Source organism: Clostridium sp. SGI.024 (assembly GCF_050315195.1).
Lineage (GTDB): Bacteria > Bacillota > Clostridia > Clostridiales > Clostridiaceae > Clostridium.
On the sequence record NZ_JBNPON010000088.1, the window covers coordinates 1 to 9,786 of the forward strand.

The following is a 9,786-nucleotide window of genomic DNA, read 5'->3' on the forward strand; positions in this document are numbered from 1 at the left end:
AATATATTTAAATCTATAAATATTATATGTACTAATCTTTAAAATGTCAAAAGGCACTACATTTTGTCCTGTAGTGCCCCATAGTCATAGTCAATTAAAATAAATAACCTCTGACTACAAATCTATTATTTGTTGCTAAAAATATTTTTATTCACATTAAAGCTCTTATTTCTAATGAATGTTTTTGTTAATGTAGAAACCAAAATTATACCTAGTGCTAGTGCTCCTGCTGAAGCTATAGTCTTGATTCCTATTTCTAAAGATTTCATAATATCTCCAGTTATTGCTTCTACCATTGTATAATACATTCCTCCTCCTGGAACTAAAGGGATTAAAGCTGCAATTACAAATGTAGTTACTGGAGTCTTTAAAATTCTTGCAAATATTTCTGAATATGTACTTAGTGCTAGTGAAGCTAAAAATAAGGATGTTATATCAGAATAGCCAAAGCTTAAGGCTAACTTATATACAAACCAGCCTAAAGCACCACATATAGCTGCGAAAATTAAATTTTTACCTTTTATATTAAATACTATTCCGAAAGCAAAGGCTGCTATAAAAGCAGATAAAACCTCTAATATCATTTATATACCTCCAAAGACACTTATCCAAAAACTTAAAATTACACCTGTTCCAACTGCAACTGCTATAGCTGTTAAGAAGGCTTCTGCACCTCTTACAAGTCCTGATACTAAGTCTCCAGCAACTGTATCTCTAATAGCGTTAGTAATTGCAAGTCCTGGAACTAAAAGCATTATAGAGCCTATAATAACCTTGTCCATATCATTTGCTAAATTTATTTTTATAGAAATTATAGCTAATAAAGCTAAAATACCAGCTGATATGCTAGTATTAAAAAAGGAATTAATTCCAAAATTATCACACTTAATAGATACATATTTTACTGCTAGTCCAATAAAAAATGCTGCTATTGCATCTCTTAATGAACCTCCAAACAAAAATACAAATCCAAAAGCTCCTATTGCTGAAAATAAAATTGTTGTTTTATTTGAGTATCTTTTTTCATCTTCAATTTCTTTAAGAGCTTCTTTTAATTCTTCTAATGTTATATTATCTCTATTTATATTTCTTGCTAAATCATTTACCTTATGAATTTTCTGCAGATTAACTGAACGATTTGAAATTCTTTCAACTAAGGATTTTATTGATCCATTCTGCGATACAGAAGATATTATTACAGTTGGAGTTGCAAAACTACTTGCAGATTCTACACCTAAAGATGTACAAATTCTATTCATAGTTTCTTCCACTCTATATGCTTCTGCACCGCTCTCTAACATTATTTTGCCTGCATAATTAGCTACTTCAAGTATTTCATTTATCTCCATATTTTGTCCCTTCTTTTTTAAATTAACCTCATATATTATACAATCCTATATTTCTCATGTCTATATAGATTTATGAAATTATAATATCTATAAATAATAAGAATAAAGAACTTTAAATTAAAGAAAAAAACTCCTATAAAAGGAGTTCAATGCTTTATTATTTTTAGTATTTCATTTTATATTTTAAGTATAAAAATTATTAAATACCCTTAATAATTATATCTATATCTTCTACTGATGCATTTCTAATTGTAAAGATTATATCCTCATCAATTCTAAGTTTAGTTTCATTATTATTAACCTTTACCTTATTTAAACTAATACCTGAATTACCAAATTCTCTATATCTAGTTGGAGATACATCTACATTAAATAATCCATCCTTTGCTCCAGTTATCTTTAATGAACTGCCATCTAAACCACTATCCTTTATCTTTAAAGTAATAATATTATTACCTTTAAGTACTACCTTATCTTCTGGCACTCCCATAACTTCAACTTCCCCAGTTATAGTCATCCATCCTCCACTAAGCTTTGATTTAGCTAATATGTTAACACTATAATTTCCTGTAACTCTTGATAATAATTGTCCAAGCTCGTAAATATTTAAATCATACTTCATAATTTTTTTCCTCACTGTTTAATAAAATTTTCTTTATTATACTACAATTAATAATCATTATCCATATATTCTTTATTTATATAATTAATAAAGTCACTTATTTTATTTTCTCTACCATATTCCTCATATTGATGATAAGTTAAATATAAATGCTTTTTTGCCCTAGTCAAAGCCACATAGAAAGTTCTCATTTCCTCTTCCATATTATTAGATTTTAATGACATATAAGAAGGAAATACCCCCTGTTGTAGTCCACATATGAATACTGTATCAAATTCAAGTCCCTTGCTTTGATGAACTGTAATTATAGGTATTCTTTTTTTCTTAGTCCTATTTACAATTAAGCTTTCTAACTCACCATTAGATAATCCAGTTATTCTAATTATATCTAATAAAGAATCTCTATTACTTTTTTCTTTATCATCTAGTTCTTTTACTAATACATAAAAGTCTCTAAGCCTTTCTATTTTTTCATTTTCTTCTTTTTCTAATTCATTACTTCTTCCACTATATAATGTTTTTATATTAAAACCTTTAATTATATCAACTATTATATCCTGTGGTCTTTTATCTTTTGCCCTTTCAAATAATTCATTTAATGCTTTATTTATTTTAATAAAAGATTTTATATGTTTACTTACTAAATTAATTCTATTAAAAGAAGTTGGAATTAAATCTTCATTTATTGCTTTAACTAATAAATCTTTAGTTGCTAATATATCATCCATTGCATCATGACTAGGCTTATTCTTTGTATTAAAAACTTTACTTAAGGTTTCTAATTTATAATTCTGTAATTTAGTATGAAATCTTCTATAGATATCTAAAGTATCATAAAAAGTTTTAAATTTGGGGCCTTCTAATTTATTTCTACTAAGCTCACTTGTCAAAATATTAATATCATACTGAACATTATGTCCAACAATAATAGAATCCTTAGAAAACTCTACAAATTCTTTTAGTACTTTTTCCTTGTCTTCTCCTTTTTCTCTTAAAAAATCATCACTGAATCCATGTACCTTATAAGATCCTTCTACAGATTTTTTATTTTTTAGGAATTTTTCAAAACTATCTGTTACTTCACCTTTAGAATTAATCTTTATAGCAGCAATTTGTATTATTTCATCTTCTGTAACGTCAGTTCCTGTGCTTTCAACGTCAAAAACTATAACATTGTCCTTTTGAAATTCTTCTATTAATAAGGAATACTTTTCTCCATATACTTTAACATTTTCATCAATAAAATCAGTAAGTGATATTCCAACTTCTTTATATTCTTTAGATTCAATAGCCTTTAAAGTTGATTCTCCTATGCCTGTTGGCAGTCTTTTTACAATCCTTTTTAAACTAACATTATCATATCTATTAGCAATAAGCTTTAAAAAGGCTATTATATCTTTTATTTCCTGTCTTCTAAAAAACTTAAATTGATCAACTAATATAAATTCAAAATTAGCACCTTCATATCCTATTATATTTCCAAGCTCTCTACTTAAACTGATGTTGTAGTTATTATCTCTACTTAATATACAAGCTTTAGAAACATCTTCTCCATTTTTTTCTAATTCTCTAATTTCATCAAATATAAATCTAGCTTCTTCCCTTAAGTTTTTTGCTTTCCTTAGTTTAATTTTATCTCCTTTTTCATCTGTAATTGATGTAATTTTATCCTTATAAATATCAGAATACTTCTTATTAAATGCATTTTCTAAAAAACTTAAGGAACCATCTGTAATATACTTTGTTGATCTATAATTTTTAGTAAATATAATTTCTATTGGATTATATTTTTTTCTAAATAAATCTAATATTTTATCAGGCTCTGATCCTCTCCAACCATAAATAGTTTGGAACATATCTCCACAAAGTAATATATTGTTATGAGCAAATATTTTCTCAATTATTGAATATTCTAAGGTGCTAGTATCTTGGACTTCGTCTATATTTATATATTTAAATTGATTTTTTAAATTCTCTACTAATTTTTCATCTGTAAGTAATTCCTTTGCCTTTATTGTTAAATCTGCAAAATCTAATCCATGATTATTAATAAGTAGAGAGTTATATAATGTTACTAACTCCCCACCCTTACTTTCTAGGTAGTCCCTCATTTTCAAATCTTGATTTCCCTTATTGCTACAAATAGACTTAATTTTATCAGCTTGATATTTAAATATATTTTCAATTACTTTATTATAATTTTTTAAAGGCTCCTCTTCCTTTAGATTAAGTTTTGATTTTTGTATTTTAACTAGCTCTATAAATTGTTGCAATTTATTTACTGGGTAATTATTAAAATTACATTCCTTTATTATTTCCTTACAATCTTCTTCATCGAATACTAAGAAATCAGTAAATATATCTGTTCTTTTCTTAGCTTCACTTTTAATTAAATCAAAACAAAAGCTATGAAAGGTTCTAATAGTTATACCTTTGGCATTTTCTCCAACAACATCTTCAATCCTGCCCTTCATTTCTGCACAAGCCTTATTAGTAAAAGTAATACATAGTATTTCTTCAGCCTTGGCTTTATTTGAATTAATAATATTTGAAATCCGTCTGGATAAAGTATTCGTTTTACCAGTACCTGCAGAGGCAAGAAGTAAAATATTTTTTTCTAATTCATTTACAACTAAAGATTGCTCTTTATTTAAAGACATATTTTCAACTCCTAGTTTTATTTATATATCTATTTTATCATAATATTTAATATAAAAATGGAGCTGTACAAACAGCTCTCAAATTATTTTTTCCTACTTCCATCCTTATTGAATATTTTTCTTAAGTGCTTTTCATCTATTAATAGCATAAATAGTGTACCTATTAACATAAACATTAGTTGAAATGTTTCATTCAATAAAAAGCCTTTAACAAAATAAAATATTATACCTAAAAGTAAATTTATAAAACCCAATATAATCATGCTCAATCTACCAAATCTTTGAGCTTCATCCCATGTATCTTTATTCTTCATAGCCATAGGAGTTCTATAACCCATTACTCCATTTATGCTCTCTGGTGGAAATTTATATAATAAAAATCCACAAAAAGCAAATATAAATCCTGTTAATAAAAGTACCATTATATCAATCCCCTAACGATAGAATTATCATATATAATATTATAACACTCCAAAAAATTTACCTATATACAACTTTAAAAACTTGTGGTTTTTATTAAATTAAATTTCATTCTTTAATTCTTGTACTATATTCTTTCTTGATAAATTTATTGCAAAAGGAAAAATTATACTAAATACTAATATATAAATTAAGACTGAAAATATTAATATTGTCTTTCCATTAAAGCCAAGTGAAAATATTTTATCTGAAGACATAATGATTATGCTTATGATTTGCCCAGAAATTACTCCAATAATTAATCCTGATGTGATATATGTTAATACCTGGGTAACTATTACTTGAATTACACTCTTAGGTTTAAGTTCTAAAACTCTTAATAACGCATACTCGCTTCTTCTATTATTTATATCATTCATTAAGGAATTAATAGCACCTAAAACTACAATAAATAATATAGCTCCCATAGATATAATAAGTATCGCCCATCTTTGAAATAAATATTGTCTATTTTCATCTAGTAAATCATCAGTAATACTCCATTTCAATTCTGGATATTTACCTTTTAGTGTCTCTAATTCTTCTGCATAATCACTTGGATTTTCAGTAAATACTATTAATTTTTCAAATTTATTTATATGATTTTTTTCTAACTCTTCAATAATTTCCTTAGAAGCTTCACTAGTAAAATCTATAGCTATCTTTGCTCTATCGTTTGGAAGCTTATTCATATATCCAATTATTGAAAATTCACCAATAGGATAATCTATCTTATCCTCAATAGATTATCCATACTCACGTAAGGCTAAATTTATTTTATTTCCTATCTCCAAATTATTTTTATTAGCAAATTCTTCTGTAATTACAATCTTATCATTTAAATTAATATCCTTATCTACTTTTAATATATTATTTTCAATAAATGGTTTTATATCCATCACTCCAACTGATGCTAAATCATCAGATAAATCTGTTACAAGTCCTATGGAATTATTTATAAAGCTAACACTACTATTTTCATCTAACTTTTTAAAATCCTCCATTATTGAATAATCTAACTTTGAATCCAAATTTAGGACGCTTGTAACTGTTATATCCCCTGGATTAACACTTTTAGTATATTCTATATCATTCTTTTCTATTATATTAAATATGCTTGTTGAAAAGGTAATAACCATAAACAAAATAGATATAAATATTATAATTGAAGAATATCTTTTCACCTGTGGAATTATATTTTTTATTGCTATAAAGCTATACACACCCCCTACCTTTTTCACTGGTAAAAGTAATTTATTTAATATATATTGTATATTGTTCCTTAGGTAAATAATTGTTCCTATAATAAAAAACATTGAAGCTACTAAAGCATATACAGTACTACTCTCACTCTTTGATTTAAATACTACTCCATAGCAGTAAATACAAAATCCTATAAAATAAATAATATAAGGAACTATATTAGAGACTTTTTTAATATACAAGCTTTCATTTTCTTCCTTTATTTTTAAAGGTAATATTTTTGAAGATTTATAAGCTGGAATTAGCATCATAACTTCAATTATTATTGCAGTAATCAAAGTTATTAATATAGATATCCCAAAATTAAAGTTATATATTTCTATTTCAAAATTAAATAAAGGCTTTATTACATTTATAATTTTAGAATTTAAAATATAAGCTGTTATGAATCCTAATACGCATCCTATAACATTTATAAAAGTGCTTTGAACAAAAACTACCTTAAAGCATTGCCACCCACTTCCTCCAATTGATCTAAATATAGAAAAGTCTTTTCTGTATTTATATAAAAATGTATTAAAGTTAATTAAAATTAAATATCCACTCATTATTAATATAAGTGTACCTAAAATAGATACAAATATTTTTAGACTTTGAAGATTAGCTTTAACTGTCTCATTCTCTTCTACAATCTCACTTTCTATATCTTTATCTATTTCTTCTTTTATACCTGTTGCAAAATTTACTGTATTAACTACATCTTTATTAAGCTTTACCATAACTCCTGTAGCTATTCTTCCAGTAAATTCTCTAAGATTATTTATATCCATTATTAAAATATTAGGGATATCTAAGTTGTTTTTATCATTTTGTAATACTTCTTTAATAATGAAAAACTTATTTTCTATTTCTACTGTATCTCCCATACCTTTATTTAATCTTTGGGCTAGTCCTGTATTTATAACTATTGAGTTATCCTTAAGGCTACTAGTATATTTATATCTACTTTTACTTAAGTCATTATCTTCTAAGCCAGCTATATATGTGTCACTTCCTTCCACATATAAAAAGTCTATTAACACTTCTGAAGATTCTTTAACTCCTTCTTTATTTATAATTTTATCTACGGTTTCTTGTGTAAAATCTTTATGTGATTCTCTATTATAACTAATGGATATATCCATGTCTCCATAAACCTTATGAATATTATCCATAAGAGTTTTTTCTGAATTACTTATGAAATTAAACATACTAAGAAATATAACAAGAGCTATCATTATGCTAAATATTGAGGAAATTACTATAAATTTATTATACTTTATATTCTTAAATCCTATATCTCTTACTTTCCTAATCATACTATAACCTCATAATTTTCTTAAAAATATTCATAATAAAATCTATATCAGTATTATCTTTTTTAATCATGTACTCCTCAATTATTTCTCCATCATGGAAAAATAAAACCCTATCAGCATAACTTGCTACCTCAGGATCATGAGTAACCATAATTATACTTTTATTTAACTTATCTTTCATATTTTGAAGTACATTTAATATTTCTATAGATGTATTATAATCTAAATTTCCTGTTGGCTCATCTGCAAGTAGCAACTTAGGATTACTTATTATTGCTCTAGCTATAGCTACTCTTTGTTTTTGTCCTCCTGACAACTGAACAGGTCTATGTTTTCTCCAATTATATATATTTAACTCTTTCATTATTTCATTAGTTTTTTCTATTGATTCCTTTTCTTTAATTCCTTTTAAAATAAGTGGTAAAACTATATTTTCTTCTACTGTTAAATCCTTAAGTAAATTAAAATCTTGAAAGATAAAGCCAATGTTTTCTGATCTATATATACTTGCATTAGGCTCTTCATACATTTCAATTACTTCCTCATCTTCAAGCTTTATTTTCCCTGAAGTTGGTGAATCTAAAGCAGCTACTATATTAAGAAAAGTACTTTTTCCTGAACCACTTTTTCCCATAATAGCTAAGAACTCTCCATCTTCTAAGTATAAATTTATATCCTTTAATGCATTAACATTTGTATTAGAAGTTCTGTAAACCTTATATAAATTCTCTACAGATAATATTTTTTCCATTATTTAAACTCTCCTTATACCAATTAGCTAATAAGATAAAATAATGTTATTCATAAAATATCATTACATTTTATCTATTATTAATTCTTATATTTAACAGTTAATTTATGGTAAAATTGTACACTATATGGAAATTAATTTCAATTTTTCTCGCTATTTATATTTTATTAAAATATAAAATATTACTAATATTTTATAATAATTACCATTATGATATAATTATAAAAAAAGTTTTTGGAGTTGATACAAATGAAAGATAAATATATAATATTCTTCACTATATTTTTCAGTTTATATTCTATCTTAAATTATTATATAGGCAAGGTAATTTTAAAAGGACTTAAACTTACTATTAATATTTCACCTTTACCCTTTTGGATAGTATTTTGCACTTTATCATCATCATATATAATTTCTATGTCACTTACAAAATATTTATCTCAAAACCTAGCTAATTTCTTTTCATTAATAGGTTCTTATTGGATTGGTTTTATTATGTATAGTTCATTAGTCTTTCCCATTTTAGGATTAATAAACTTTATACTGAAAAAGACTTCTTTTTTTAATAATAGAGTTTACATAATGGAAACGATATTAGTAAACTTATTATTTATTATATTAATAGTAATTGGTAGCTATAATGCTAAAAGTTCATATGTTAAATCCTTTGATATTAAAATTAATAAAGAAAACTTAAAAGAACCACTAAACATCGTTATGGTTTCTGATATTCACTTAGGAAATATTATAAAAAATAATAACTTGAAGAATATGGTGAATGAAATTAATGACCTTAATCCTGATTTAGTAATTATAGCTGGAGATATTATTGATAGTGATATCACTCCATTTTTAAATCATAACATGACTGTAGAATTTTCTAATATAAAATCCAAATATGGAACTTTTGCAGTTTTAGGAAATCATGATATTTTAACTAAGGAAGAAGATACAATTGTAAATCTTCTTAAAGAAAACTCTGTTACTGTTTTAAGAGACGAATCTGTTTTAATTAATGATGAGTTCTATATAATTGGAAGAGATGATATAACAGTAAGTAGATATAGTAATAAGCCTAGAGCTACCCTAGAGGATTTAACAAAAGATTTAGATAAATCTAAACCATTAATAGTTATTGACCATAACCCAAAATATATAGATGAAAGCTTAGATGCTAATATAGATTTACAACTGTCTGGTCATACCCATAGAGGTCAAATAATTCCAGGCAATTTAGTTACTAACAAAATATTTGAAGTTGATTATGGATATTTAAAAAAGGATAATTTAAATGTTGTAGTTTCTTCAGGCTATGGTACATGGGGACCACCTATTAGGCTTGGAAGTAGAAGTGAAATAGTACAAATTAATTTAGGAATGAAAG

General features: G+C 25.4%; 9 protein-coding genes. 1 reads left to right on the top strand and 8 read right to left on the bottom strand.

The window, feature by feature from the left end:
• Positions 1–125: 125 nt before the first annotated feature.
• From ACQRD5_RS15755 to ACQRD5_RS15790, 8 genes are all read right to left on the bottom strand, one after another.
• Positions 126–584 carry a threonine/serine exporter family protein gene (locus ACQRD5_RS15755; RefSeq protein WP_291625065.1) on the bottom strand — a complete coding sequence of 153 codons (459 nt, stop codon included), beginning with the start codon at positions 582–584 and terminating at the stop codon, positions 126–128.
• Positions 585–1,349 (bottom strand): threonine/serine exporter family protein, encoded by a 765-nt coding sequence (locus ACQRD5_RS15760; RefSeq protein WP_291625067.1) that lies wholly within the window; start codon positions 1,347–1,349, stop codon positions 585–587.
• 199 nt (positions 1,350–1,548) lie between these two features.
• Positions 1,549–1,971, bottom strand: a complete 423-nt coding sequence (locus ACQRD5_RS15765; protein ID WP_291625068.1) for a UDP-N-acetylglucosamine pyrophosphorylase — start codon at positions 1,969–1,971, stop codon at positions 1,549–1,551.
• A 47-nt stretch (positions 1,972–2,018) separates the two neighbouring features.
• Positions 2,019–4,631 carry a 3'-5' exonuclease gene (locus ACQRD5_RS15770; protein ID WP_427747025.1) on the bottom strand — a complete coding sequence of 871 codons (2,613 nt, stop codon included), beginning with the start codon at positions 4,629–4,631 and terminating at the stop codon, positions 2,019–2,021.
• A gap of 83 nt (positions 4,632–4,714) precedes the next feature.
• On the bottom strand, positions 4,715–5,053 hold the full coding sequence (locus tag ACQRD5_RS15775) for an SdpI family protein (RefSeq protein WP_294169676.1): 339 nt from the start codon (positions 5,051–5,053) through the stop codon (positions 4,715–4,717).
• Positions 5,054–5,152: 99 nt separating this feature from the next.
• A complete protein-coding gene (locus ACQRD5_RS15780) occupies positions 5,153–5,782 on the bottom strand; it encodes an FtsX-like permease family protein (RefSeq protein WP_320899885.1) in 630 nt (209 codons plus the stop codon).
• 54 nt (positions 5,783–5,836) lie between these two features.
• Entirely contained in the window at positions 5,837–7,651 is a 1,815-nt protein-coding gene (locus ACQRD5_RS15785) for an ABC transporter permease (RefSeq protein WP_320899887.1), read from the bottom strand.
• Position 7,652: 1 nt separating this feature from the next.
• On the bottom strand, positions 7,653–8,402 hold the full coding sequence (locus ACQRD5_RS15790; protein ID WP_294169673.1) for an ABC transporter ATP-binding protein: 750 nt from the start codon (positions 8,400–8,402) through the stop codon (positions 7,653–7,655).
• Between the two features lie 582 nt (positions 8,403–8,984).
• Here ACQRD5_RS15790 and ACQRD5_RS15795 point away from each other — a divergent pair.
• Positions 8,985–9,786, top strand: an 802-nt coding sequence (locus ACQRD5_RS15795) for a metallophosphoesterase (protein WP_427747026.1), incomplete at its 3' end; no start/stop codon positions are given.

What these genes read in the sequence shown, in the direction of transcription:
- ACQRD5_RS15755 (WP_291625065.1), bottom strand. Translation starts at nt 584, where the DNA reads ATGATATTAGAGGTTTTATCTGCTTTTATAGCAGCCTTTGCTTTCGGA.
- ACQRD5_RS15760 (WP_291625067.1), bottom strand. Translation starts at nt 1,349, where the DNA reads ATGGAGATAAATGAAATACTTGAAGTAGCTAATTATGCAGGCAAAATA.
- ACQRD5_RS15765 (WP_291625068.1), bottom strand. Translation starts at nt 1,971, where the DNA reads ATGAAGTATGATTTAAATATTTACGAGCTTGGACAATTATTATCAAGA.
- ACQRD5_RS15770 (WP_427747025.1), bottom strand. Translation starts at nt 4,631, where the DNA reads ATGTCTTTAAATAAAGAGCAATCTTTAGTTGTAAATGAATTAGAAAAA.
- ACQRD5_RS15775 (WP_294169676.1), bottom strand. Translation starts at nt 5,053, where the DNA reads ATGGTACTTTTATTAACAGGATTTATATTTGCTTTTTGTGGATTTTTA.
- ACQRD5_RS15780 (WP_320899885.1), bottom strand. Translation starts at nt 5,782, where the DNA reads ATGAATAAGCTTCCAAACGATAGAGCAAAGATAGCTATAGATTTTACT.
- ACQRD5_RS15785 (WP_320899887.1), bottom strand. Translation starts at nt 7,651, where the DNA reads ATGATTAGGAAAGTAAGAGATATAGGATTTAAGAATATAAAGTATAAT.
- ACQRD5_RS15790 (WP_294169673.1), bottom strand. Translation starts at nt 8,402, where the DNA reads ATGGAAAAAATATTATCTGTAGAGAATTTATATAAGGTTTACAGAACT.